We start from the raw sequence: 21,869 nt of genomic DNA, 5'->3' as shown, positions 1-21,869 counted from the left end.
TTACCAGCTCGACTTATGGACGCCATGCAGTTCCCCGCGGTGCGCAGGCTCGCACATGTCGATGCGTGAGAGTCCACACTTCCGCAGGAAACCGCGCGGACGTCCATCCGCAGCGTCGCGATTGCGCAATCGTACCGGACTCCGAGCATGCGACAAACGCTGCAGTGCCACTCGGGTCTCCGTGCGCTCGGAATCGTGGCTGGGGGGCTTGGTGATGATGACCATCAGATCTTGTGCCCCCGGGTGCGGATACGGGTGATGACGGCGTCGATGCCGTCGCGGTCGATGGTCTTGATGCCCTTGGTGGACAGGGTCAGCGTGATGCGCCGGCCGAGGCTGGGGGCGTAGTACGTCTTCCTCTGAATGTTGGGGTCCCACCGTCTGCTTGTTCGGGCGTGTGAGTGCGAGACGGACTTGCCGAATCCCGGCTTTCGTCCCGTCACTTGGCAATGCCTGGACATACGAGCCACTCCCTATCGTTAATGACAATCATATTCGACAACTGGACCTTGTGAATGTAGCGTGCTTCAAGACGCAATGACAATCATTGTCGAAGGAAGGGCTTCAGTGAATCTCCCCACGGACCGCCGCATACCGGTGGTACTCGTGTCCGGCTGGACCGGAGCGATGGGCGCAGTGGTGACCTCATTTCTTACCGAGGGAACCGTCGCTGTGCGCCACGATCTCAGCCGCGTACGCGAGGGCGTCGTGCGCAGAACCATCTATACGGCGGGAGAGCAGCCGCGCGAGACGATCCTCGAACTCGCGCACGGTTGCGTGTCCTGCATTCTGCGCCAAGACCTGCTGCCCCTGCTCCGCACACTCTCGAACCGCAGTTCCATCCACCGCATAGTTCTCGCCATGGACCCGACTCTCGAACCTGCGGTGTTGTGCTGGGCGATCCGTCATGTCGTCGTCGAAGGCATCGTCGGTCGGGTCGACGGACCGGCCTCGCGTGACGTCCGCGTCGAAGCCGTCATCAATTGTCTCGACGCGGCCACATGGCTCGACGACGCGACCGGCGACGATTCCCTCACCGACCGGGGCACCCAAGCCAGTCACGACGATGAGCGGACGCTTGCCCAGTTGGTCGTCGGGCAGGTCGAGTACGCCGACGCGCTCGTCGTCACGGCAGGTCCCGACGTCGAAAGCTGGGATCGGGGACCGCTCGCCGCAGTCCTGGCGCGGCTCGCGCCAGGCGCCCCCGTTGTGTGGATCGATGTCGATTCCACCGCCGATGGTGAAATGCTGCTCAGCGCAGTGCCTTTCGACGCGCGACGCGGTGCGGTGTCCGATGCGCACTCACCGCTGCTGCGAGGGCAACCGCCACTCACCGAGGACTGTGGCGTTTCGCTCGTCGAGTTCACCGCATCACGTCCGTTCCACCCAGAGCGGCTCCACGAGGCCGTCGACGTACTGCTCGCCGGCGTCGTCAGTGTCCGTGGGCGAGCCTGGGTGGCGACGCAACCGAACGAGGCTCTGTGGGTCGAATCCGCAGGTGGGGGCTTGCGCGTCGCCAGTGCAGGGAAGTGGCTGGCGTCGATGAACTCCAATGAACTGAACCGTGCCGACTTCACCAGGCGGGCGATGGCAGCACTGCGGTGGGACGAGGAGTTCGGTGATCGTGACACCTCGCTCGTGGTACTCGTCCACACTGCCGATCCGTCGGAGATCGATCGAACACTGCGGTGGGCGCTGGTGTCCGACGACGAAATGCTGATGCGTGAAAAGTGGATCACGTGGACGGACCCATTCGGGAACAGTCACGAAGATCCCTGCGACAGAATCCAATCCCCCTATTCGGACGTCAACAGAGAGGCAACAGAATGAAGAGGAATATCCACCCCGACTACCACCCGGTGGTGTTTCGGGACGCGGGAACAGGAACGCAGTTCCTCACCCGCTCCACCATCACCTCCGCCCGCGATGTCGAGTGGGAGGACGGCGTCATCTATCCGCTAGTGATGGTCGACGTCACCAGCGAATCTCACCCGTTCTGGACCGGAGCCACAAGAATCATGGACACCCAGGGGCGCGTCGAGAAGTTCGAAAAGCGTTATGGACGTCGAACCAGGAAGGGTGCCTGAACATGGCCGTGCCGAAACGAAAGATGTCGCGCTCCAACACTCGCAATCGGCGGGCGCAGTGGAAGGCAGTGGTACCGGACCTTGTGACCGTGCGGGTGGACGGCACGAGTTTTCGGGTGCCGCGCAGGTTGGTCAAGGCAGTGTCAACGGGTGTCTACGATCCGAGGTAGACGCCGGTAGGTTGACTCCATGGTCCAACCTGCCCCGTCAGCCAAAGACGTCGAACGGTGGCGACGCTACCTCGCCGACGAGTTGGCAGAGGCCGCTGTCTACCGCGATCTCGCTGAGCGTCGCAGCGGTGAGGAGCGAGAAATCCTTCTCGCTCTGGCCGAAGCAGAGGGTCGGCACGAGCGGCATTGGCGCACCTTGCTGGGCGATCGCGTCGGGACGCCACTGAGGGGCGATCTCCGGACGAGGTTGCTCGGAGTGCTCGCGCGGCGGTTCGGTTCGGTGTTCGTGCTGGCGTTGGCACAGCGCGCAGAGTCCAGGTCACCGTATGCACTCGACGGCGACGCGACCGAAGCGATGATCGCGGACGAGCAGATCCACGCCGAAGTGGTCAGGGCTCTGGCCGCACGTGGGCGCAACAGGTTGTCGGGGACGTTCCGTGCAGCAGTGTTCGGCGCGAACGACGGGTTGGTGAGCAACCTCGCTCTGGTGCTGGGCATCAGCGGCAGCGGGGTCTCGAACCACATTGTGCTGCTGACGGGACTCGCTGGCCTGCTGGCAGGGGCGTTGTCCATTGGGGCGGGGGAGTACGTCTCGGTGCGCTCGCAGCGGGAACTGCTCGAAGCGTCTTCGCCCGACCGGAGAGCGCGTGATGCATTGCACAACCTCGACGTCGATGCCAACGAATTGGCACTGGTGTATCGGGCACGTGGAATGACGTCGGCCGAGGCCGAGTCGAAAGCATCGAAGGTGCTGCAGAGTATGACGGGGGACGACATGGGTCCAGCGGCCGACGAGCACGAATCCGTCGGCACGGGCGTCCGGGCCGCCGTCGCCAGCTTCTGCTTCTTCGCATCGGGCGCGGTCATCCCAGTGTTGCCGTACCTCGTGGGCATGGAAGGCGTTGCGGCACTTGTCGTCGCGTCGGTACTGGTTGGAATTGCGTTGATCTGCACCGGTCTGGTCGTGGGCCTTCTCAGTGGCGGGCCACCCGTCAAGCGAGCGCTGCGCCAGTTGGCCATCGGTTACGGAGCTGCCGGCGCGACCTACCTGCTCGGAACTTTGTTCGGCGGGGGCGTCTGATTCGGTCGGAATCGATACTTCTGGCGCTAGAGTTCCTGCCATGCTCACCGCTGTACGCCACTTCGCCGCTGTCACAACAGTTGCCGTCCTGCTCGTAGCAGGGTCGGCCGCGTACGCCAGTGCGGACGAGGTGAATACCTCACCCGGCACTGTTGTCGCGGTAGAAGATCTTGCCTCGGAACTGTGGTTGCCGGGCGCAGGCGATGCCAAAAGAATCACCTATTGGACTGTCGGATCCGACGGTGCGGCCGCGCTGAGCACCGGAGCGTTCTTCGTCCCCGAGGGAAATGCCCCCGAAGGCGGCTGGCCCGTCATCGCCTGGGCCCACGGCACATCGGGTCTCGACGACAAGTGCACACCGTCCCTCGTCGGCCCGCCCGATCCAGCGCGCGATCGGCAGTACCTCGGGACCTGGCTCGAGCAGGGATACGCGGTCGCTGCGACGGACTACGTCGGGCTCGGAACCCCCGGCATAATGTCGTACCTCGACGGCAAACTGGAGGCGCACAACGTCGTCGATTCGGTGAAGGCATCGAGGACCGTCGAGAAGTCACTGTCCGACAAGTGGGTCGTCGTCGGGCAGTCACAGGGTGGTGGTGCCGCAATCACCACCGCGCGCTACGCTTCCGAATTCGGCGGCCCCGACCTCGACTACCGGGGAGGCGTCGGGACCGGGGTGCCTGCCAACATCGAACTTGCGCTACTTCCCGCAGGCCCCGGATTTCTTCCCATCGCCGTCGGTAAAGGCGTGACGACGTACCTGCTCTACATCCTTGCGGGGTTGCGTTCGGCTCACCCGGAGATCGACCTCGACTCCTACCTGACGCCTCTCGGACGCGAGACCGTCGATCGAGCTCAGACACTCTGCGTCCTCGAAGCTGAAGAAGAGTTCGACGGCATTGTCAGCGGCGACTTGTTCTCCCGCCCGCTCAACGAGATACCGAACTTCTACGGACTGATCAACGACTACATGGGTGTTCCCTTCACCGGCTACGACCGACCGGTGTTCATCGCTCAAGGTCTCTACGACACGGATGTGCCTGCGCCGTCAGCGCTTTCGTTGGTTGCCCAGATGATCGCCAACGGTCAGCCGGTAACGTTGCACACTTATCCCACCGACCACAGCGGCGCGATGCTCGCTTCGCAGGCAGACTCGATCCCGTTCGTCGCAGGGCTCTTTCGTTAGGTGCCCAATGGTGTGACACTGAGGGTATGGACCAGCGAATTCACTTCCTGACCCTCGCAACTCCTGACCTCGACGCTGCGCGCACATTCTACCGCGACGGACTCGGGTGGACGCCCCTGCTGGATGTGCCGGGCGACATCCTCTTCTTCCAGACCGCGCCAGGGTTGGTGCTGGGGCTGTTCGACGCCCAGAAGTTCGTAGAAGACATGGGACGAAGCGGTGGCCCGGCGTCGGTCAGCGGGCTGACGCTCTCCCACAATGTCGACAGCCCCGATGCGGTCGACGCAGTTGTTGCAGCAGCCGTGGAAGCCGGTGCAACGCTGATCAAGTCGCCTCGCCGCGCCGACTTCGGCGGATACCACGGGCACTTCGCAGACCCCAACGGATTGATCTGGGAAATCTGCCACAACCCCGGGTGGAGCGTCGACGACAGCGGAAACGTCCGGCTGACCGAGGTGTCATAACGGGCTCGGGTGGTGGGCGTTCGGTCGGCTATTTGGGTCCGTCCCGGCCAATTGCGGCGGCGTTCGAGTCATCGACATCCTCGGTTGCGTCGAAGAACTTCCGGAACACGGCTTGCATTGCCATCACGACGTCGATGTGGCTTTGGAGGACGTCTGCCAGATTGTTTTCACCGCCGACGGACTTCAACGAAAATTTCTTGGCCAGTGCATTGCCTGAGGGGAATTCTCCCATTCCTCGAACATTGCCGAGGAGAGCCGCTTTCTGTTTCTGATCCCTCAGTACGGACAGGTATTCTTCGCACGCTTGATTGCAATCTCGGGCAGCAGTTGGTTCGAGAAACAATTGTCCGGCATCGGCGGCGGTCGCGAGGTCGCTCCAGTGCTGAAGTGGTGAATCGATCGCCATCATGGTCCTTTGCAGTCAGGCTGGTGCGGGGAAGTGGCTCTCTAGATCGGCTGCGTGCCTTAGGAGTAGCAGACATGGGTCGGAATGCGGTGTCAGTCCTCCCATGGTGTAGACGGAAAGCTGCACTAGCCCCTCGGTGGTGTCGATGGCTGCGTCACATCCGTCACCCTGATTCACTCCGTTGTATCGGAATCGAAGGGCTTTTCGGCTACCGATATCGACGTCCTCGATATCCAAATAGTCCGGGTTGCGGCGGGCATCATCGAATGAATACTGCAGGGAAAACAAGATACTGAAGTAGTACCAGGCGTCACCTGCGGGTCCGGACCAGGTGCAGAGGGTCCACTCGTGGACACTGATTCCTTCGCCCCATCCGACTTGCTTTTCTTCCGGATCTAATCCTGTGGCCACGATGGCGTCGTCGGGGATGCTGCAGGGATCGAATTGTTCGGTGATCCCTGGGACTCCTGCGACGGCGAGGCCGTCTACAGGCTGGGCGCAGGCGCACAACATCGTGGCTACCGTCAGAACTGCCGGCCATCGGCGCTGCATCGGACCCTTATCCGTTGGACTCGTCGGTAGGTTAGACGCACCGGTGAGGACTTTGGTTCCGTCCCGATGCAGGTTCGTCAGGGTGATACTCGGCTTCCGTGATCTGTCGGTGTTCAGCCACTTCCTTCAACAAGCTCGATCCTGAGAGATCTGTGTCGTCTACCTTGGACCCTCCTGGCCGATGCGGCTGGCATTGTCTTGGTCGGTGGTTTCGGTTGCGTCGAAGAACTTCCGGAACACGGCTTGCATTGCCATCACGACGTCGATATGGCTTTGGAAGACGTCGACCAAATTATTTTCACCGCCGACGGCCTTCAATGAAAACTTCTTGGCCAGTGCAATGCCTGAGGGAAATTCTCCCATTCCTCGAACGTCCCCTAGAGCAGCCGCCTTTTGTTTCTGAACCCTGAGAATGGACAGATATTCCTCGCATGCTTGATTGCAATCTCGGGCAGCATTTGGATTGAGAAAAAGTTGCCCTGAATCGGCGGCGGTTGCCAGGTCACTCCAGTGCTGAAGTGGTGAATCAATGGCCATTATGGTCCTTTGCAGTCAGGCTGGTGCGGGGAGGTAGCTCTCTAGATCGGCCGCGTGTCTTAGGAGTATTGGACACGGGTCGGAATGCGGTGTCAGTCCTCCCATGGCGTAGACGGAAATCCGAACAAGCCCCTCGTTCGTGTCGATGGCCGCGTCACACCCGTCACCCTGATCCACTCCGTTGAATCGGAATCGAATAGCTTTTCGGCTACCGATATCGACGTCCTCGATATTCAAATAGTTCGGATTGCGGCGGGCATCATCGAGTGAATACTGCAAGGAAAACAAGATACTGAAGTAGTACCAAGCGTCACCTGCAGGTCCGGACCAGGTGCAGCGGGTCCACTCGCGGACACTGATTCCTTCGCCCCATCCGACTTCCGTCTTCTCCAAGTCCAACCCTGTGGCCACGATGGCGTCGTCGGGGATGCTGCAGGGCTCGAATTGCTCGGTGACCCCTGGGAATCCCGCGACAGCGACGCCGTCTACAGGCTGGGCGCAGGCGCACAACATCGTGGCTACCGTCAGAACTGCTGGCCATCGGCGCTGCATGGGACCCCTATCCGTTGGACTCGTCGATAGGTTAGACGCACCGACAGCGATTCTGGTTCCGTCTCGCTGCAGCTTTGTCGGATTGGCCTTCCGCTTTTCGTTGGCGAACGATGAAACGCGCCGCGACATACCCCGCCGGATGGGCCTTAGGATTCGGTTTAACCCGATCCGCGCCGGCTGGGCGCCGAAATTCGGACTTCCTGAGCTGCCCAGTTGAATTCGAAGAACCGCTTCAGCGAGGAATTGGGTGGGGGAGTGAAGTGATTTTGTCGCTGCAGCTGCGAATGCTAACGCGGTGCAAGAGTTGCTGTCCCGCTCAACGGGAGTCGGCCAATGTTTCTCGCCCAGTCGTGCTTGGTTTCGAGAGGGAAGAGACGCGCCATTCGCTCGTAATCCAGTTGTCGATGGTGGTTTGTCGACGACACAGGGAGAGCTGATGGACCTACGAGAGTCATGCGGACAGGTCCGCACTGCTTTCGTGAGGTAGTCGGCCTCCTGGGCAGATATTCCTAGTGGCATCGCGTTTACAGTCCCGAATATCGGGTTCAGAAACAGGGAGCGAAATGAAGACGTTGATAGTCGGCGGCACCGGCATGATCGGTACCCATATTGCCGCAGTTCTGCGTGAGGAAGGAAACGACGTCTCGGTGGCCGCGCGCACCGCGCCGAAGCCGGGTTCTCTCGCGTCAGAGTTCCCACTGGTGCTCGGTGACTACAGCGCGGGCACCTTCTCGGCGCAGGACCTTGCCCCATTCGAGGCCGTGGTCTTCGCGGCCGGTAGCGACATCAGGCACATTCCCCGGGGCATGGACACCGTCGACTTCTGGGAGAAGACGCAGAGCGGCGGCGTGCCCCGGTTTGTCGCGCTCGCCAGGGAAGCTGGCGTCCGCCGCGTCGTCCAGATCGGCAGCTATTACCACCAGGTGCTCCCGAAGTTGGTCGAAACCAACGAATACGTTCGAGCCAGGTGCCTTGCCGACGAGGGCGCGCGAGCACTCGCAGATGCGGACTTCACTGTGACGACGCTCAATCCACCGTCGATACTCGGAGCGAATCCGGGGGGCACCATGTCAGGTCTAGGCAAGGTTCTGGCCTGGGGTGCAGGCAATTTGCCGGACATCCCCAACTTCGCCCCCGCCGGCGGAACCAACTACATGTCCGCACGGTCCCTCGCGGAAGCCGTACGCGGGGCACTCCAGAGCGGTGAATCGAAGGCCTATCTCATTGGCGATGTAAATCTCACGTTCCGTGAATACTTTCAGACGATCTTCGACGCGGCGGGCAGCAAGATCCAACTCGAGGAGCGCAACGAGGAGCATCCCCTCCTACCGGACGTTTTCATTGTGCAGGGCCGAGGCAACACCATCTCCTACGAGACGGATGCCGCCGAGACTGCTGCGCTGGGCTACACCCAGGGTGATGTCCAGCGGGTCATCACCGAATTGGTCGCGGCAACCAAGGCCCGTACCTAACCGCGGCTGGGATACCTGGCGGATAAGCATGTTCATTGTCGAAGGATAGGACTGATCGAAATCAACATGGAAACTGACGATTACATCGCTTTGTCCGACCTGGTCAATCGATACGCTTCACTTGTGGACAGTAAATCATTCTCCGACGTAGCAAACCTGTTTACGGAGGATGGCGAGCTGATCGTCCCTGATCTTCCCAGTAATATAGCGCCGGTAACGAGGATTTCCGGAAGGGCTGGTATCGAGAGTGAATTGTCTCGTCTGCGGGACTTCGAGTTGACATTCCATGAACTGGTCGGGCAGGTATTCGAACCGGGTGTCAGCCCCGAATATGCAAGCGGAAGAATAAAATGTGTCGCGCATCATGTCCTACGAAAAGGGCATGAGTATACCGATTTGATTTGGCATCTGCATTACGGCGACAGCTATCGGAAATTCGATGACAAGTGGCATCTTGTGCGACGCGAAATATGCGTCGATATGATCGATGTTCGGTCCATCAAGAGAGTGAGATCATGATCTTCACCGGAATGGCCGACGGGATACCGGCTCGAAGCCAGTCCGAGCCCAAAATTCAAGGTGGCCAGTAAAATTCGTCGCTCACCGTGGCTGCTCCCACACAGCGGGATTCGCGGTAATGGATGGTGCCGCTTTCGCTACCGTCGGTCGGTATGAATGTTCAACGTAGCGAGTGGTCCGATCGCCAACAGATCCACGATGTCGTGTTGCGGTACTGCCGCGGGATCGACCGGCTGGATTTCGATCTCGTTCGGTCTGCCTATCACGTGGACGCCATCGACCACCACACCGGCTTCGAGGGCACGCGTGAGGATTACATCGCCTGGGTCGAACCCAAGTTGAGGGCTCGGCGCGGTGGGACGATGCACATCCTCGGCAATCATCTGGTCGAACTGCTCGGTGATAGTGCGATCAGCGAGACGTATGGCACGTCGGTTCACTGGGGCGAACCTACCGACGATTCCCGGGTGAATTTCACCAGCGGCGTGCGATTCGTCGACCACTTCGCTTGGCGAGACGGTCGGTGGGCGATCGCCGAGCGGTGGGCTGTGCGGGAATGGACCCGCTCGGACGCCGGCCGGCTGATACCCAAAGAGGGTGCGGGGCCTTCTGGAAGCAGGGACGGGGACGACCCGTTGATTCGACTACAGCGAACGTTACAAGTAACGGAGGCACAGGTATGAAGGTAGGAATCAGCTCGCCGATCGTGGCGTTGGCAGGTCATCGTCCCGCATGGGAGGCTGCGGCCGGTACTGCCGAGCTCGTCCGGGTAGCTCAGGCCGCCGATCGACTCGGGTACGAGTACATGACGTGTGGTGACCACGTGGCCGTACCGCCCGGGCTCCCGCGCGGCGAACGCTTCTACGACCCCCTGGCGACCTTCTCGTTCCTGGCAGGGCAGACGCGCCGACTCCGGTTCATGCCGTACGTGTTGGTGTTGCCCTTCTACCACCCGTTGGAGATCGCCAAGCGGTACGGGACACTCGACCATCTCAGCGGCGGACGGCTGATCCTCGCGTTCGGAGTAGGGAATCTGAAGGAAGAATTCGACATGCTCGGGGTCCCCTTCGACGACCGCGGGCCGCGAGCCGACGACGCCCTCCGGGCACTGCGGGCAGCGTTGTCCGGCAGAAAGGTGTCGTATGACGGTCCTTACTACTCGTTCCAGGACATGGTGGTCGACCCGCACGCCGCCCAGCCTCGGGTACCGATGTGGATCGGTGGACACAGCGAGCGCGCCTTGCGCAGAGCGGTCACCCTCGCCGACGGTTGGGCCCCGGCGCCGCAGGCCTTCCGTGGACCGACCCCGGAACTGATGCGGCAGATGCTCGACCGGCACGATCTGCCGGAGGGTTTCGATGTCGTGTTCTCCCCGGGTAAAGCCTTGGACCCGACCGAGGAGTCAGGCCTGGTAACCGAGGTTATCGCCTCCGCAGAGAAGGCCGGAGCGACCCGGATCAACCTGACGGTCCGGCACGAATCGCTTGCTCACTACCTGGAGCAGCTCGAAGCATTCGCGGAGATTGCCGGCCTCGACATCCAGTTGGACCAGGCGGCGGATCCCAAGGTCGTTGCAGTAACGAGTGACCACCGGAAGGCGACGTCACAGGCATGAAGCGATCAGCTCGACGCGTTGCAGTTTTGGTGGCCTTGGCATCCGTGCCGGTGGCCCTTGGATCGGCGACGGCGGAGGCAGCGCCCTGGCACGTGGGTCCGGTGTACCGAGCCGAGATGTCCGGCGAGGGTGGTCAATATTTCTGTTCGAAAGCGCAGGCGCTGGAGCAGGCCTCGCAGTCGATCGTCTTCGTCCCCTGCACGTACGACGCCGATGCCGGTGTCTGGTTTCGGGTGGTTCTCAATCCGTACAATTGGGGCTTCAGCTTCTGAAAGAGAGCTATAGCCATTTCTGTCGTTTGAAGGTCACATACAGTGCGCTCGAGCAGAGGACCATCGCCAGCAGTGCAAGCGGGTATCCGATATGCACACTCAGTTCTGGCATGACCTCGAAGTTCATGCCGTAGATCGCGGCGATAAGTGATGGCGCGAACAGGATGGCGCCCCACGACGAGATCTTCTTCACTTGCTCGTTTTGTTCCAGACTGACCTGCGTCATGGCACGAATTTCGTCGTTCTGCTGTTGGGCGACCATCGTCGAATTGACCGAGAGTGCGTTCTGTAGGTTCGACCGGAATGTTTCGACTCGTTCTGCGATCCGAACGCAGTGGTCGAGCACGTCACGCAAGTTGCGTTGGAGTTCGATGTCGACGTGGTACTTGTCCGAACCCTTCGCGAGGTGTTCGATCATCGTCACCAGCGGCCCGGTTGCGCGTTGGAACTCGGTGACCTCACGGGAGAGGGTGTAGATGCGTCGGGACACCGATTCGTCTCTCGAGAACAGTTGGTCTTCGATTTGGTCGATGTCGATTTGGAGTCCCTCGACCACGGGCTCGTACTCGTCGACGACTTGGTCCAGGATGGCGTAGAGCACAGCCTCGGTACCTTGGCGGAGCAGTGCGGGTGCCTTCTCGAGTCGTTCGCGCACCACTTTGAGGTCCGGTGATTCGGCGTGCCTGATGGTGATGACGAAGTCCGGACCCAGGAAGATGTGGAGTTCACCGAATTCGACCTTCTCGGTCTCGTCGATGTACCGAGCGGGTCGAAGTACGACGAACAGTTGGTCGTCGTAACGTTCGAGTTTCGGCCGCTGGTGTGCGGCGATGGCATCCTCGACGGCCAGGCGGTGGAGGCTGAATTCGTCAGCGACCGAGTCGATTTCGTCGACCCCCGGGCGGTACATGCCGATCCAAGCCATCCCTTTGCGTTCCCGCATCACCTCGTAGGTGATGTCGAGACTGCCTGGGTTGACTGTCCTCTTGCCGTCGACATACACGGCGTTGTCGACGATCGGCAACGTGAACCCAACCTTTCCTGTGGCGCTCCTCGAATGAACTCAGCGTGCCACAGCAGTGGTGAATGCGCCCATGGGACGCTTACCGGGTGCTCGTGGATGTGTTGGGTTATGTGGGAATCGCGGCGTTCGCAGCGTCGGGCGCTCTGATCGGTGTTCGTAAACGCCTCGACCTCTTCGGTGTGTGCGTCGTCGGAATCACGACGGGAGTCGGTGGCGGCATCATCCGCGATCTCCTGCTCGGGATCCACCCGCCGACGTCGCTGGATCGGTGGCCCAACCTGACGGTCGCGCTCATCACATCGCTGTTGGTGTTCGTCGCGCATCCGGTCATCGATCGTGTCTGGAAAGGCGTGCTGCTCTTCGACGCGTTCGGAATGGGGTTGTTCGCGGCGACGGGTGCAACGATCGCGTTGGAGAGCGGGGGCAGTTCACTCGCGGCCTGTCTCATCGGTGTGACGACAGCTGTGGCGGGCGGCGTCATTCGAGACGTCCTGGTCAACGAGGTTCCGCTGCTGCTTCGGCGCGATCTGTATGCCGTTCCGGCATTGCTGGGTTCAGCGGCGGTTGCGGTGACCGAAGCAATCGGATGGTCCGTGAATATCGGCCTGGTCATCGGCACCGTTGCCGCCACGGGGCTGCGTGTTCTAGCCCTGTGGAGACGGTGGAATCTACCGATTGCCCGACGCCTCCCTGCCGAGGAGTAGGACACATCGGGACCCTTCTCAGACATATCTCAGTCCTTCAGGACAAACTAGACGAATGCGCATTCTGGTTGTCGACGACGATCGAGCGGTCCGTGACTCGCTCAGGAGATCCCTCACCTTCAACGGTTACACCGTCGACATCGCTGTCGATGGTCTCGATGCGCTCGAAAAGATCGCAGCCGATCGCCCGGACGCGCTCGTTCTGGACGTGATGATGCCCCGTCTCGACGGGCTCGAAGTGTGCCGACGCTTGCGTAGCGTCGGGGACGACTTGCCGATTCTGGTGCTCACTGCCCGCGACTCGGTGTCCGAGCGTGTGGCCGGTCTCGACGCCGGGGCAGACGACTATCTGCCCAAGCCGTTCGCGCTCGAGGAATTGTTGGCTCGACTGCGCGCGCTGCTTCGTCGCACCGCGATGGAAGCCGACGGAGAATCGGAGGCAATGGAGTTCGCCGACTTGTCGCTGGATCCGGTCACTCGCGAGGTGACGCGAGGGGAGCGGTCGATCAGTCTGACGCGTACCGAGTTCTCGCTCATGGAAATGTTGATCATGAACCCGCGTCGAGTGCTGACGCGCAGTCGAATCCTCGAAGAGGTGTGGGGATACGACTTCCCGACGTCGGGGAACGCTCTCGAGGTGTACGTCGGCTATCTGCGACGCAAGACCGAAGCTGAGGGGGAGTCTCGGCTGATTCATACGGTCCGAGGAGTCGGCTACGTGCTCCGCGAGACGCCTCCGTAATGGTTGCTCCCTTCGGGCGTCGGCCGCCCGCGCAGGCAGTGGCGGACCCGTCGGCGATGCGTCCTCCCATGCCGTTGACGCGGACGGTGTCGTTGCGTTGGCGGGTGACGTTGTTGGCCGCGTCGGTGGTGGCTATCGCCGTGGCGGTGATGGCGATAGCGGCTTACGCCGTCGTGTCGCGAGCGTTGTACGGGGACGTTGACAACCAGCTTCGTAGCCGGGCAGATGCGTTGATCAACAGCAATCTGGTGACGTTCGACCCCCGCTACGTTGCGGGTGCAACGCTGTACAGCACCGACGTCTCGGTTGCGCTGATCTATCCCGATCTCACCAAATATGTGCCGCCGGGTTCCAAGGTGCCGATCGGGGCTGCGGAAGTCGCTGTCGCCGAGGGTGAGAGTGATCTTTCTCTGCGGACTGTCGACGGGCAACGGGTGCTCAGTCAGCGCACGCAGGACGGCAGCACAATTGTTATTGCGCAACGGCTTTCACCCACCGGTGAGGTACTGGATCGACTCGCGTGGGTTCTGCTGTTCGTCGGCGGTGGTGGTGTCGCACTCGCTGCTGGCGCTGGAATGGCAGTGGGCCGCACCGGTTTACGTCCGATTGCGAGACTGACCGCGGCAGCGGAACGCGTCGCCCGTACCGATGATCTGACGCCGATTCCTGTCACCGGCGACGACGAATTGGCTCGTCTCACCGAAAGTTTCAACACGATGCTCCGAGCCTTGGCCGAATCCAGAGGCCGTCAGAGTCGACTCGTCGCCGATGCAGGTCATGAACTCCGTACCCCGTTGACCTCGCTTCGCACCAACATGGAATTGCTGATCGCCGCGGGCCGCCCCGGCGCTCCGTCGATTCCGGACGAGGACATGGCCGAGTTGCGCACGGACGTCGTCGCGCAGATCCAGGAATTGTCCACACTCGTCGGAGATCTCGTCGACCTCGCCCGTGAAGACACACCCGAGACGGTGTTCGAGCGCGTGGATCTTGCCGATGCCGTCGCCCGCAGTCTCGAGCGTGTACGACGGCGTCGCAACGAAATCGACTTCGTCGCGACGCTCGAGCCGTGGTTCGTCTATGGGGATCAGGCAGGGTTGTCGCGTGCGGTGCTCAATGTTCTCGACAACGCTGCCAAGTGGAGTCCTGTGGGCGGTGAGGTTCGCGTGGTGATGCGCAAGATCGGCGATGGGCTCATGGAACTCACCGTCGACGACGGGGGACCGGGTATTCCTGAGGAGGATCGCGAGCTCGTGTTCGATCGCTTCTACAGATCGACTGCGTCGAGGTCGATGCCCGGGTCCGGGTTAGGACTCGCGATTGTTCGGCAAGTTGTGGTCAAACACGGCGGCACCATCGGTGTGGAGGTGTCCGAACGTGGGGGTGCGCTGATTCGAATTGTGTTGCCGGGTGAAGTGGATCCGCAGATCATGCCTACGGCTTCGGATGTTTGACCTTCTGGCCAGGAGCTTTACGGCAAAGGGTTTGGTGCTGGAGAGTCTCGGGAAATCAATAGGTGCATCTCAGCACGCTCTCAGAAGTAACCGGCATTGTTACCGATAACAACGCGGGCGACCTCTACCGAGGTTTCTACTGAAAGAAGTACTCACTGATGACCGATGATCGCACAGACTCAGGGCAGAACCCCGAGCGTCCAGCGGCTGAGCATCCCACTGCGCAGAGCCCCTCGGATCAGCATTCCACCCAGCAATTTCCTCCGCAGCAACCTCCGTATGGCCAACCGCAGGCCACCGGGCAGTACGGAAGCCAGTCATACGGTCAAGATCCGCATCCCCAACAGGGGTATGGCTACAACCAGCACGCTGCACCACAGCATCACGAGGCGGCAACCCAGGCGCCCGCAGCGCTCAAGGCCCGGCCCGGCCGAACCACTCTCGTCGCCGGCGCTATCGCACTGGTTCTGGTCGGCGGCGGAATCGGTGGCGCGGTAGGGGCACTGGCTACCAACAACGCTAACGGCACTGGCAACGTGTCCAATTCGCTCAACTCCAGCGCCACTGCGGCGCAGCCTGCCGCCAATTTCCCCGACGGCTCGGTCCAGGCCGTGGCGAACAAGGTTCTGCCGAGCGTTGTGCAGATCCAAGTCAAGGGCAGCCAGGCAGAGGGTGAGGGCTCCGGCGTCATCTTGTCTTCGGACGGACTCATCCTCACCAACAATCACGTTGCGACCGGTGCGGGAGCCAACGGCAAACTGAGCGTTGCTTTCTCGGACGGGTCGATTGCAGACGCCAAGATCGTGGGTGCGGATGCGGTGTCGGACATGGCGGTCATCAAGGCGGAAGGCAAGACAGGACTGACGCCCATCGAACTCGGCACCTCGTCGAACCTCCAGGTCGGGCAGCAGGTTGTGGCAATCGGTTCACCGCTTGGCCTCGCCGGAACTGTGACGACGGGCATCGTGTCCGCGCTGAACCGTCCGGTGTCGACCAGTGGTGAGTCGGGTAACCAGAACTCGGTGATCGATGCCATCCAGACCGACGCCGCCATCAACCCCGGCAACTCGGGTGGCGCACTGGTCAATACCGACGGTCAGCTGATCGGCATCAACACCGCCATTGCCTCGCTCGGCGGAAGTCAGTCCTCGGGTGCGCAGAGCGGATCGATCGGACTCGGCTTCGCGATCCCGGTCGATCAGGCCAAGCGCATCGCCGATGAGCTGAGCAAGACCGGTAAGGCTACGCAGGCCATGATCGGCGTCCAGGTCCCCTCGCAAGACGACGCGAACGGTGCGACGGTAGTAGAAGTGACCGAGGGTGGGCCGGCTGCCGCAGCGGGCATCCCCAAGGGAGCTGTCATCACCAAGGTCGACGATCGAGTGATTTCCAGTGGTGACGCCCTCATCGCGGCCGTGCGATCGCACGCCCCCGGCGATTCGGTGAAGATCACGTACAACGAAGGCGGCAAAGACAAGACCGTCGACGTAACCCTCGGAACCGCCGAGCCGCAAACCGCCGCCGTCCAGCCGCCGTCCGAATCGGAGCCGCAGTCACCGCTGCAGATCCCCGGATTCCCCGGTGGCCGCTGATGTTGTCCGATACCGATCTCTTGGCGACAGTTGCAACGATTTACGCACAGCGTGAGACCGAACAGCGCGCTACTACTACGGTAAGCACTATGGAAATAGAGGCACCTCTGGCTGGACGGGCGTTGGTCGTGATCGTGGACGATCGGACCGCAAACAGCAGCGAACAGGACTCGACCGGCCCATTGGTCACAGAGTTGCTCACCGAAGCAGGATTTTTGGTCGACGGCGTTGTTGCCGTGACGTCGGATGAAGTCGATGTACGTAATGCACTCAATACCGCTGTCATCGGTGGCGTCGACCTTGTCGTGTCGATCGGTGGAACCGGCGTCTCACCGCGAGATGTGACCCCGGACGTCACTGCCGAGGTTTTGGACCGAGAGATTCCGGGCATCAGTGAGGCCCTTCGATCGTCCGGGCTTGCGGCGGGCACTCTCGACGCTGGTCTGTCTCGTGGGCTCGTCGGAGTTTCCGGCAGCACACTGGTGGTGAATCTGGCGTCCTCGAGGGCTGCGATCCGTGACGGCATGGCGACGTTGACCCCGTTGGCGAGTCAGGTCATCGCCGACCTCTCCGGCCTGGATGCCTGAGTAGGAGGCCTCCTTCTATGGCCGAACACAACAACGACAAGCACGACGACGAGAGCCGAGCCCGAATCGAACGGGCTCGGCTCGCTCGTATCTTCGGGGACGTGCTCCCGGAAACGACGGGCGATGAGCGGACGGGATCAGAGGACACGAGATCGGACGAGTGGTTCGATCGGGAGCGTCCGCCGCACCACTATTGATGTGATCTAGGACACGTTTTTCGTGCTGTGTCGAACCTGTGTTCATTCTTTGTTTACGTGTTTTTAGCACTGTTTGTCAGCCCGAAATGGGTGTCGCGCTTCCGATCACGGTGATTCCAATCTCCACTTTCGGGGCGTTCGACGGCGGTGCGAGGCGTGTTACTTGAGTGTCTGCCCACTTCAAGCCACGTGCGGTCCGCGGTGAGGTTTGTAACGGACCGGCCACGGGCGTCCAAAAAGTGATCTGCGTTACTCGTCAGTATGTTGTCAACGTCGTTCACCTGCCCGAAACACATCACGAACGGGACACCTCCGACGGGAAATCGTAGGGATTGTCACGATCCGGCAACTCCTCTAATGTTCCCCTCAGCTTCCGGCTTCGAGGACGTGGGACTACACGTTCGACGCTCCTGGGTCGGAACTGACAACGAACGCGATCCAAGGATCAAAGTTCTGCTCGGGGATTCTCGGCAATGCTGCCGTCGTGAACCGAGGGTGAAAGCCACAAGCTTCCCGTGCGACTGTGCTGGGACTGAACATGATGAGGAATAAATGACGGAGATCCAGAAGTCGCGGCGTAGCCGTGGGCTCAAGTCCATGAGCGTTGCGGTTGCAGCCGGCGCTTCGGTTGTCGGCCTGGTGCTCGGTACCGGTACCGCTTCCGCAGCAGTCGACAGCACCAACACTGTCGTCGACGCCAACGGCAACACCATCACCGTGTCGCTGTCCGACACCTTCATCAACAGCGTTTCCCCGCTCGACGGCAACCCGCTCACCCGTGAGTGGTTCGCCAACGGCGTTGCAGGCTGGAACGTCACCGGACCCGACGCCGAAGACTTCGAAGGCACTCTGGCAATCGGCTACCAGGTCGGTTACCCGATGAGCCTCGGTGGTTCGGTGAAAATCGGTTGGGGAACTCCCAGCATCACGGCGAAGGCCGGCGTGGGCGGCGAAGTCGACCTTCTCGCAACGCCTTCCGCTGGCGATGTGGCCAGCTTGCCTGCCGAATTCGGAATCGGCGCCGAAGCTCAGCTCATCCCGACGGCCAAGTTCGAGGCCGAGATTGCTCCCGGACCCGGCATCGTCGACGCCGTCGGCGCTTCGGGCAGCATCCAGGGCACCGAGGGCGACGCCGAAGGCGCTTCGGGCACCATCCAGATCGCTAACTCGCACGGCACCGCAACCGGGATCCTCGGCAACGTTCGCGTTCGCCCGTACGTCTCCGTCACCAGCTCCACCGGTGATGTTGCTGTGACCTACGGCAACCCGTGGACCTTCAACTGATCTCGATCGGTTGATTCAAGCTTCACCTCAGCGCTGATGCGCTGCATCTGATCGGGCCCGTCCGGATATCTCCGGACGGGCCCGATCTGCGTGTTCCTGTTCCCTTTTCTTACGCGTGCACCCGAACCTCGGTCGTAGGTGCGCGAGAAACGGTTGATAATCGATGCGCTCCAAAATGATCTCTGCAGTTGCCTTGGCTGCAGTCCTCGCGCTAACCGGCTGTGGCAGTGACGATTCCGCGAGCAATTCGACGCCGGATGCAAACGCTGATGTGTGCACCCAGTTTGCCGCTACGCACAACGAGTTGACCGAGCTGACTCTTGGAGGACCGGTCGGGGCAGGCGAGGTAGGTAAGTGGACGGCCGACAAGGACGCGACCATTTCCAAGTTTGCACCGCTGGCAGAGCAGGCTAGTGGTGCTGTTCGGGAGGGCCTTCAGGCGCTCGTCACGACGCTCCCGACTGACTCTCTCGAGCTGACCGAGCCGGACAGTGCTTCTGGTCAGGCCTTTGTCGACAACTCGGTTGCGGTGGCGTCCGCATGCGAGGCTGACGGCACGGAAATTACATTGACGGAGTTTCCGCTTCAGAAATTCTGATATTTGCTGAAGACCAGTCGAATCACCCGTTTGGGACTGTGATCTAGATTAGACTTGCTGCTTCTGAAGCTCTTTCCGTTTCGGGTCGGGTAGAGGAGTGACGATGTTCAAGAAGAGCGTGTTCGTTCTCGGTCTTACCGGATGTGCTGCGTTCGGCTTCGGTGCCGTTGCCGTCGCGGACGTTCCGATTGTGCCCCCAGCGTCGACAGTGGGAATGACGCTATCTGCGGCCAAAGGCGTGCTTGCGGACGGCGGGTACAGCCCCAAGGTGATTTCACGGAACGGCGGTGGACCGAACTGTGTGGTGTTCAATCAAGTCGCGGTAACCCACTACGACGACTGGGCGACGTACAGGACTGGCAAGGGTTCCGACGATGATAAATATGCCGTGTACCTCTCGGTCAATTGCACTAAGTAGGGCGCTCGAAGCACTGTTTCGTCGCCGCGCGTAGCCATAACGGCGTGATGCCAGCCCGACAGAAGCTTTTGGTATCGCCGAAAAAGGCCCGTTTCTGCTGGGGGGATCAGCAGAAACGGGCCTTCTGGCCTTGGGGGGGTATTGTCTACTTGCTGTGCAACCCGCCGCCTGAATCGTCGGCATCGCCTATTGCCTCGCCGCTGCCACCGGTGTCATCCGCGGGTGTCGAGAGCCTGCGGCCGACGTCGGTTCCGCCCGCCAGCATGTCTCGAATCTGAACGAGAACATCGACGTCGCTGAGTTCCTTGTCGGGTTTGCTTACGAACCGCTTCTTGGCGGTCGTCACCGGCAGGATGAGTATGAAGTACACCACCGCGGCGAGGATGATGAAGTTGATGACCGCCGTGATCACTGCGCCGATATTGACGAATGTCTCAGGGCTGGAGGTGATTTGGAATCCCCAACCGTATTCGTTGGAGCCGCCGATGGCCGCAATGAGCGGGTTGACCACGTTGGTCGTGAACGCGGTGACGATGGCTGTGAACGCAGCTCCGACGACCACCGCGACGGCCAGATCGACGACATTTCCGCGGAGCAGAAAGTCCCTGAATCCCTTGAGCATGATTCTCCTAGAGTCCAGCCGGGCCGATGGACGGCAATGCACTGTTGGAAAGGGTAACGGAATGAGCGGCGTTCAGGGAGAAACTTGGCTGGTCCTTCGAATGTTGTCTCTATAACGGTCTTGTAAAATTTGATTCCGTTTGTTCATGACGGCATGCCGAATGTCCAGTACCCTTCCCGAGGAAACGCCTCGCTTCATGTGAGGGCCGTCGGATTTCGAAGTCTTTTCAGTTGACGCTGTATGAGGGGAATCATGAACGAGTCTCGCTTTTCCGCGCTGCGCAGGTTCGGCCGGCTGGTCGCACTCGGTGCCGTGGCGTCCGTCGGCATCGGACTGCTGTCCACCGGTGCCGCCAACGCGGAAACATTCGTCCCATTGGCCAACGGAGAGAAGGTGGCCGGCCCCTACAAGATTGCGCACTTCGATGAGTCCGCAAAGGTTGCGCCTCAAATTGCTTTCAACGGACTGAACCGAAACGCGTGGACCACCGGCACCGCACTGTCCGAGGTTCCCGAAGGCTCGACCGGAACATTGAAGACCGGCTACTTGGTCGGCTGCCAACTCGATATGACCGATCTCGAATTCGGGTTGAATTTCGATGCCGGAATCGAGGGTGGCAACACCAACATCATCACTCTGTTCCCCATCCCGTTCTTGATCGGCGGAGAAGGTAAGACCGAGAACAAGATCGGTGGCGGCGCTGACTTCGACATTCCGCTGCAGGACCGCGAGGTCGCCGCTGTCGAAATAGCATCCAAGGATGTGCTGGGACCGACTACGGCCATCCAGTACCAGGACGTCGCGATCTCGGTCCAGAACTGCGGAGGATTTGCGCAGGCGCGGTCCTACACAACACTCGAGCTCACCGGAAACTACCGATACAAGGGAACTCTGTACGGCCAGCCGTTCAGCCTCGGCTGAGACTTTCCAACTTCGTAGGACCTAGAGGGGAACAGACACAGTGAACAACAGCAGAACTGTTGCTGCGCGCATCGCAGCACTCGGGGCAGTCGGAGCCGTCGCAATCGGATTCTGGTCGGCAGGTGCAGCGAGCGCGGATACCTTCGTACCGTTGCCGGACAACGAGATCAGCAAGACTCTCATCGACGGAACAGTGGTGACCGTCAAGGGCTTCGGCCAGAGTGGGCTGATCTCTCCGTCCATGGGCGCCACGCCGACACAGCGCAACGTATGGGTGACGGGCAACTACACCGTCGAGACTTCCAACCCCGGTGGCGGAAAGATCGAACCAGGCTTCCTCGTCGGGTGCCAGGTCGATTTCGCAGCAGGAATCGGCGGCGGGGTAGGCGCCACGTTCGGTCAGGGCAATACCATTTCGCTCGAACCGGGTGACTTGAGTTCGCTGAAGATCGACCGGACGCAGCCCAACACCTACGAGATCGGCGCAGGCCTCAACCTGGAGCTCGCGCCGGGACAGCTCAACGACGTCAAGCTGGTCGCCGACGAGACGGATGCGAAGATCGATGGCATCACCGTTGCGACCGAAACGGACAACGACTTCCCGTTCGAAGGCAACGGAGGCGGGTTCACTTTCGCCGACGAAACCTTGAGCGTGTCCGGCTGCGCAGGCTTCGCGGAGGCCCGCTCGTACGTAGATGTCACCATCGAGAACGATGCAGTGACCTCGACCGTCACTCTCTGGGGCCAGCCTTTCAGCATCGGTTGATGCGAGGGATCAAGATCTCACGAGTTTCTGTGATCTGTCTCAGGATT

Annotated in this window: 29 protein-coding genes and 1 pseudogene; 22 read left to right on the top strand and 8 right to left on the bottom strand. The window is 61.0% G+C overall.

Annotated elements, in window-relative coordinates:
* Together ABIB36_RS00505 and rpmB are read right to left on the bottom strand one after the other, a co-directional pair.
* Window positions 1-201 (bottom strand): annotated as a pseudogene (locus tag ABIB36_RS00505) (uS14 family ribosomal protein); the annotation flags it as partial.
* A gap of 23 nt (window positions 202-224) precedes the next feature.
* Window positions 225-461: a 50S ribosomal protein L28 gene (gene rpmB / locus ABIB36_RS00500; RefSeq protein WP_354558868.1), complete on the bottom strand. Its 237-nt coding sequence runs from the start codon at window positions 459-461 to the stop codon at window positions 225-227.
* Window positions 462-567: 106 nt separating this feature from the next.
* Between rpmB and mrf the strand changes: the two genes are divergently transcribed.
* From mrf to ABIB36_RS00470, 6 genes are read left to right on the top strand one after another with little or no spacing between them, the layout of a single operon-like run.
* The gene (gene mrf / locus ABIB36_RS00495) at window positions 568-1,830 is read left to right on the top strand and encodes a ribosome hibernation factor-recruiting GTPase MRF (RefSeq protein WP_502944855.1); all 1,263 of its coding nucleotides are present in this window, start codon (window positions 568-570) and stop codon (window positions 1,828-1,830) included.
* Window positions 1,827-2,087 (top strand): type B 50S ribosomal protein L31, encoded by a 261-nt coding sequence (locus ABIB36_RS00490; protein WP_084347802.1) that lies wholly within the window; start codon window positions 1,827-1,829, stop codon window positions 2,085-2,087. Before mrf ends, ABIB36_RS00490 begins: the two co-directional genes overlap by 4 nt.
* 2 nt (window positions 2,088-2,089) lie before the next feature.
* Window positions 2,090-2,257, top strand: coding sequence for a 50S ribosomal protein L32 (gene rpmF / locus ABIB36_RS00485; RefSeq protein WP_084347804.1), 168 nt, complete (start codon window positions 2,090-2,092; stop codon window positions 2,255-2,257).
* 19 nt (window positions 2,258-2,276) lie between these two features.
* A complete protein-coding gene (locus ABIB36_RS00480) occupies window positions 2,277-3,338 on the top strand; it encodes a VIT1/CCC1 transporter family protein (protein WP_354558865.1) in 1,062 nt (353 codons plus the stop codon).
* Window positions 3,339-3,378: 40 nt separating this feature from the next.
* The gene (locus ABIB36_RS00475; protein WP_354558864.1) at window positions 3,379-4,524 is read left to right on the top strand and encodes a lipase family protein; all 1,146 of its coding nucleotides are present in this window, start codon (window positions 3,379-3,381) and stop codon (window positions 4,522-4,524) included.
* Between the two features lie 26 nt (window positions 4,525-4,550).
* Entirely contained in the window at window positions 4,551-4,988 is a 438-nt protein-coding gene (locus ABIB36_RS00470) for a VOC family protein (protein WP_084347810.1), read from the top strand.
* 28 nt (window positions 4,989-5,016) lie between these two features.
* On the opposite strand, the gene ABIB36_RS00465 is transcribed toward ABIB36_RS00470, so the two are convergent.
* The 4 genes from ABIB36_RS00465 to ABIB36_RS00450 all read right to left on the bottom strand — a co-directional run bounded on the left by ABIB36_RS00465 (window position 5,017) and on the right by ABIB36_RS00450 (window position 7,035).
* Complete coding sequence (locus ABIB36_RS00465) at window positions 5,017-5,394, bottom strand: hypothetical protein (protein WP_354558863.1); 378 nt, start codon at window positions 5,392-5,394, stop codon at window positions 5,017-5,019.
* Between the two features lie 15 nt (window positions 5,395-5,409).
* Window positions 5,410-5,946 (bottom strand): DUF3558 domain-containing protein, encoded by a 537-nt coding sequence (locus ABIB36_RS00460; RefSeq protein ID WP_354558862.1) that lies wholly within the window; start codon window positions 5,944-5,946, stop codon window positions 5,410-5,412.
* Window positions 5,947-6,105: 159 nt separating this feature from the next.
* Window positions 6,106-6,483 carry a hypothetical protein gene (locus tag ABIB36_RS00455; RefSeq protein WP_354558861.1) on the bottom strand — a complete coding sequence of 126 codons (378 nt, stop codon included), beginning with the start codon at window positions 6,481-6,483 and terminating at the stop codon, window positions 6,106-6,108.
* A 15-nt stretch (window positions 6,484-6,498) separates the two neighbouring features.
* Entirely contained in the window at window positions 6,499-7,035 is a 537-nt protein-coding gene (locus ABIB36_RS00450) for a DUF3558 domain-containing protein (RefSeq protein ID WP_354558860.1), read from the bottom strand.
* 563 nt (window positions 7,036-7,598) lie between these two features.
* Here ABIB36_RS00450 and ABIB36_RS00445 point away from each other — a divergent pair.
* The 5 genes from ABIB36_RS00445 (at window position 7,599) to ABIB36_RS00425 (ending at window position 10,913) form a co-directional block, all read left to right on the top strand.
* Window positions 7,599-8,507 carry an NAD-dependent epimerase/dehydratase family protein gene (locus ABIB36_RS00445; RefSeq protein WP_354558859.1) on the top strand — a complete coding sequence of 303 codons (909 nt, stop codon included), beginning with the start codon at window positions 7,599-7,601 and terminating at the stop codon, window positions 8,505-8,507.
* A gap of 66 nt (window positions 8,508-8,573) precedes the next feature.
* Entirely contained in the window at window positions 8,574-9,026 is a 453-nt protein-coding gene (locus ABIB36_RS00440) for a nuclear transport factor 2 family protein (protein WP_084347819.1), read from the top strand.
* A 152-nt stretch (window positions 9,027-9,178) separates the two neighbouring features.
* Window positions 9,179-9,709 (top strand): nuclear transport factor 2 family protein, encoded by a 531-nt coding sequence (locus ABIB36_RS00435; RefSeq protein WP_084347821.1) that lies wholly within the window; start codon window positions 9,179-9,181, stop codon window positions 9,707-9,709.
* Window positions 9,706-10,641, top strand: a complete 936-nt coding sequence (locus ABIB36_RS00430) for an LLM class F420-dependent oxidoreductase (RefSeq protein ID WP_084347824.1) — start codon at window positions 9,706-9,708, stop codon at window positions 10,639-10,641. Before ABIB36_RS00435 ends, ABIB36_RS00430 begins: the two co-directional genes overlap by 4 nt.
* Window positions 10,638-10,913, top strand: a complete 276-nt coding sequence (locus ABIB36_RS00425) for a hypothetical protein (RefSeq protein WP_354558858.1) — start codon at window positions 10,638-10,640, stop codon at window positions 10,911-10,913. Before ABIB36_RS00430 ends, ABIB36_RS00425 begins: the two co-directional genes overlap by 4 nt.
* 7 nt (window positions 10,914-10,920) lie before the next feature.
* Here ABIB36_RS00425 and ABIB36_RS00420 read toward each other — a convergent pair whose 3' ends face one another.
* The gene (locus ABIB36_RS00420; RefSeq protein WP_084347828.1) at window positions 10,921-11,937 is read right to left on the bottom strand and encodes a magnesium and cobalt transport protein CorA; all 1,017 of its coding nucleotides are present in this window, start codon (window positions 11,935-11,937) and stop codon (window positions 10,921-10,923) included.
* Between the two features lie 86 nt (window positions 11,938-12,023).
* Between ABIB36_RS00420 and ABIB36_RS00415 the strand changes: the two genes are divergently transcribed.
* The 9 genes from ABIB36_RS00415 to ABIB36_RS00375 all read left to right on the top strand — a co-directional run bounded on the left by ABIB36_RS00415 (window position 12,024) and on the right by ABIB36_RS00375 (window position 19,513).
* Window positions 12,024-12,641, top strand: coding sequence for a trimeric intracellular cation channel family protein (locus ABIB36_RS00415; RefSeq protein ID WP_084348070.1), 618 nt, complete (start codon window positions 12,024-12,026; stop codon window positions 12,639-12,641).
* 55 nt (window positions 12,642-12,696) lie between these two features.
* On the top strand, window positions 12,697-13,383 hold the full coding sequence (locus ABIB36_RS00410) for a response regulator transcription factor (protein WP_084347830.1): 687 nt from the start codon (window positions 12,697-12,699) through the stop codon (window positions 13,381-13,383).
* Complete coding sequence (locus tag ABIB36_RS00405) at window positions 13,383-14,837, top strand: HAMP domain-containing sensor histidine kinase (RefSeq protein WP_084347832.1); 1,455 nt, start codon at window positions 13,383-13,385, stop codon at window positions 14,835-14,837. Before ABIB36_RS00410 ends, ABIB36_RS00405 begins: the two co-directional genes overlap by 1 nt.
* Window positions 14,838-14,995: 158 nt before the next feature.
* A complete protein-coding gene (locus tag ABIB36_RS00400; protein ID WP_084347834.1) occupies window positions 14,996-16,429 on the top strand; it encodes a S1C family serine protease in 1,434 nt (477 codons plus the stop codon).
* An 89-nt stretch (window positions 16,430-16,518) separates the two neighbouring features.
* Window positions 16,519-17,016, top strand: a complete 498-nt coding sequence (locus tag ABIB36_RS00395) for a MogA/MoaB family molybdenum cofactor biosynthesis protein (RefSeq protein WP_179142347.1) — start codon at window positions 16,519-16,521, stop codon at window positions 17,014-17,016.
* Window positions 17,017-17,033: 17 nt separating this feature from the next.
* On the top strand, window positions 17,034-17,213 hold the full coding sequence (locus ABIB36_RS00390) for a hypothetical protein (RefSeq protein WP_084347836.1): 180 nt from the start codon (window positions 17,034-17,036) through the stop codon (window positions 17,211-17,213).
* A 552-nt stretch (window positions 17,214-17,765) separates the two neighbouring features.
* A complete protein-coding gene (locus tag ABIB36_RS00385; RefSeq protein ID WP_354558857.1) occupies window positions 17,766-18,497 on the top strand; it encodes an MspA family porin in 732 nt (243 codons plus the stop codon).
* Window positions 18,498-18,660: 163 nt separating this feature from the next.
* Entirely contained in the window at window positions 18,661-19,095 is a 435-nt protein-coding gene (locus ABIB36_RS00380; RefSeq protein WP_354558856.1) for a hypothetical protein, read from the top strand.
* 103 nt (window positions 19,096-19,198) lie between these two features.
* Window positions 19,199-19,513: a hypothetical protein gene (locus ABIB36_RS00375; RefSeq protein WP_354558855.1), complete on the top strand. Its 315-nt coding sequence runs from the start codon at window positions 19,199-19,201 to the stop codon at window positions 19,511-19,513.
* 145 nt (window positions 19,514-19,658) lie between these two features.
* Here ABIB36_RS00375 and mscL read toward each other — a convergent pair whose 3' ends face one another.
* The gene (gene mscL / locus ABIB36_RS00370) at window positions 19,659-20,135 is read right to left on the bottom strand and encodes a large conductance mechanosensitive channel protein MscL (protein ID WP_084347844.1); all 477 of its coding nucleotides are present in this window, start codon (window positions 20,133-20,135) and stop codon (window positions 19,659-19,661) included.
* A gap of 252 nt (window positions 20,136-20,387) precedes the next feature.
* On the opposite strand from mscL, the gene ABIB36_RS00365 reads away from it, so the two are divergent.
* Window positions 20,388-21,056 carry an MspA family porin gene (locus tag ABIB36_RS00365; protein WP_354558854.1) on the top strand — a complete coding sequence of 223 codons (669 nt, stop codon included), beginning with the start codon at window positions 20,388-20,390 and terminating at the stop codon, window positions 21,054-21,056.
* 40 nt (window positions 21,057-21,096) lie between these two features.
* The gene (locus tag ABIB36_RS00360; protein WP_084347849.1) at window positions 21,097-21,822 is read left to right on the top strand and encodes an MspA family porin; all 726 of its coding nucleotides are present in this window, start codon (window positions 21,097-21,099) and stop codon (window positions 21,820-21,822) included.
* The last annotated feature ends 47 nt before the right edge of the window (window positions 21,823-21,869 follow it).

It is taken from the genome of Rhodococcus sp. UYP9, assembly GCF_040547235.1.
Taxonomy (GTDB): domain Bacteria; phylum Actinomycetota; class Actinomycetes; order Mycobacteriales; family Mycobacteriaceae; genus Rhodococcoides.
The sequence above is the reverse complement of the archived record's forward strand: the minus strand, read 5'-3'. Positions and strand labels throughout refer to the sequence as shown.

What these genes read in the sequence shown, in the direction of transcription:
- ABIB36_RS00405 (WP_084347832.1), top strand. Translation starts at nt 13,383, where the DNA reads ATGGTTGCTCCCTTCGGGCGTCGGCCGCCCGCGCAGGCAGTGGCGGAC.
- ABIB36_RS00425 (WP_354558858.1), top strand. Translation starts at nt 10,638, where the DNA reads ATGAAGCGATCAGCTCGACGCGTTGCAGTTTTGGTGGCCTTGGCATCC.
- ABIB36_RS00435 (WP_084347821.1), top strand. Translation starts at nt 9,179, where the DNA reads ATGAATGTTCAACGTAGCGAGTGGTCCGATCGCCAACAGATCCACGAT.
- ABIB36_RS00450 (WP_354558860.1), bottom strand. Translation starts at nt 7,035, where the DNA reads ATGCAGCGCCGATGGCCAGCAGTTCTGACGGTAGCCACGATGTTGTGC.
- ABIB36_RS00440 (WP_084347819.1), top strand. Translation starts at nt 8,574, where the DNA reads ATGGAAACTGACGATTACATCGCTTTGTCCGACCTGGTCAATCGATAC.
- ABIB36_RS00375 (WP_354558855.1), top strand. Translation starts at nt 19,199, where the DNA reads ATGTTCAAGAAGAGCGTGTTCGTTCTCGGTCTTACCGGATGTGCTGCG.
- mscL (WP_084347844.1), bottom strand. Translation starts at nt 20,135, where the DNA reads ATGCTCAAGGGATTCAGGGACTTTCTGCTCCGCGGAAATGTCGTCGAT.
- ABIB36_RS00430 (WP_084347824.1), top strand. Translation starts at nt 9,706, where the DNA reads ATGAAGGTAGGAATCAGCTCGCCGATCGTGGCGTTGGCAGGTCATCGT.
- ABIB36_RS00395 (WP_179142347.1), top strand. Translation starts at nt 16,519, where the DNA reads ATGGAAATAGAGGCACCTCTGGCTGGACGGGCGTTGGTCGTGATCGTG.
- ABIB36_RS00400 (WP_084347834.1), top strand. Translation starts at nt 14,996, where the DNA reads ATGACCGATGATCGCACAGACTCAGGGCAGAACCCCGAGCGTCCAGCG.
- ABIB36_RS00380 (WP_354558856.1), top strand. Translation starts at nt 18,661, where the DNA reads ATGCGCTCCAAAATGATCTCTGCAGTTGCCTTGGCTGCAGTCCTCGCG.
- rpmF (WP_084347804.1), top strand. Translation starts at nt 2,090, where the DNA reads ATGGCCGTGCCGAAACGAAAGATGTCGCGCTCCAACACTCGCAATCGG.
- ABIB36_RS00410 (WP_084347830.1), top strand. Translation starts at nt 12,697, where the DNA reads ATGCGCATTCTGGTTGTCGACGACGATCGAGCGGTCCGTGACTCGCTC.
- ABIB36_RS00475 (WP_354558864.1), top strand. Translation starts at nt 3,379, where the DNA reads ATGCTCACCGCTGTACGCCACTTCGCCGCTGTCACAACAGTTGCCGTC.
- rpmB (WP_354558868.1), bottom strand. Translation starts at nt 461, where the DNA reads ATGTCCAGGCATTGCCAAGTGACGGGACGAAAGCCGGGATTCGGCAAG.
- ABIB36_RS00445 (WP_354558859.1), top strand. Translation starts at nt 7,599, where the DNA reads ATGAAGACGTTGATAGTCGGCGGCACCGGCATGATCGGTACCCATATT.
- ABIB36_RS00390 (WP_084347836.1), top strand. Translation starts at nt 17,034, where the DNA reads ATGGCCGAACACAACAACGACAAGCACGACGACGAGAGCCGAGCCCGA.
- ABIB36_RS00455 (WP_354558861.1), bottom strand. Translation starts at nt 6,483, where the DNA reads ATGGCCATTGATTCACCACTTCAGCACTGGAGTGACCTGGCAACCGCC.
- ABIB36_RS00465 (WP_354558863.1), bottom strand. Translation starts at nt 5,394, where the DNA reads ATGGCGATCGATTCACCACTTCAGCACTGGAGCGACCTCGCGACCGCC.
- ABIB36_RS00385 (WP_354558857.1), top strand. Translation starts at nt 17,766, where the DNA reads ATGACGGAGATCCAGAAGTCGCGGCGTAGCCGTGGGCTCAAGTCCATG.
- ABIB36_RS00470 (WP_084347810.1), top strand. Translation starts at nt 4,551, where the DNA reads ATGGACCAGCGAATTCACTTCCTGACCCTCGCAACTCCTGACCTCGAC.
- ABIB36_RS00490 (WP_084347802.1), top strand. Translation starts at nt 1,827, where the DNA reads ATGAAGAGGAATATCCACCCCGACTACCACCCGGTGGTGTTTCGGGAC.
- ABIB36_RS00480 (WP_354558865.1), top strand. Translation starts at nt 2,277, where the DNA reads ATGGTCCAACCTGCCCCGTCAGCCAAAGACGTCGAACGGTGGCGACGC.
- ABIB36_RS00460 (WP_354558862.1), bottom strand. Translation starts at nt 5,946, where the DNA reads ATGCAGCGCCGATGGCCGGCAGTTCTGACGGTAGCCACGATGTTGTGC.
- ABIB36_RS00365 (WP_354558854.1), top strand. Translation starts at nt 20,388, where the DNA reads ATGAACGAGTCTCGCTTTTCCGCGCTGCGCAGGTTCGGCCGGCTGGTC.